Origin of the sequence: Bacillus sp. HY001, assembly GCF_007558965.1 — a bacterium.
Lineage (GTDB): Bacteria > Bacillota > Bacilli > Bacillales > Bacillaceae_G > Bacillus_A > Bacillus_A mobilis.
In genome coordinates this window covers 1-233 of sequence record NZ_VLTE01000433.1, presented here as the reverse complement: position 1 = coordinate 233, position 233 = coordinate 1, and the positions used below count along the sequence as shown (strand labels likewise).

Sequence of the window (233 nt, the reverse complement as noted above, 5' to 3'; positions counted from 1 at the left end):
TTTCCTGCTGTATTAGGTCATGAAGGTGCCGGTGTTGTCGTTTCAGTAGGTGATGAAGTGACTTCAGTAAAACCTGGTGATCATGTGATTCCACTATACACGGCTGAATGTGGAGAATGTAAGTTCTGTCGTTCGGGTAAAACAAATTTATGTAGTGCCGTACGAGAAACGCAAGGTAAAGGTTTAATGCCTGATGGAACAACTCGTTTCTCTTATAATGGAGAGCCTATTTA

At 41.6% G+C, this 233-nt stretch carries 1 protein-coding gene; it reads left to right on the top strand.

Annotated features, from left to right (window positions below):
- Positions 1 to 233 (top strand): alcohol dehydrogenase catalytic domain-containing protein (locus FOT98_RS32110; RefSeq protein ID WP_186292154.1); only part of this gene is annotated, 233 nt, incomplete at both ends.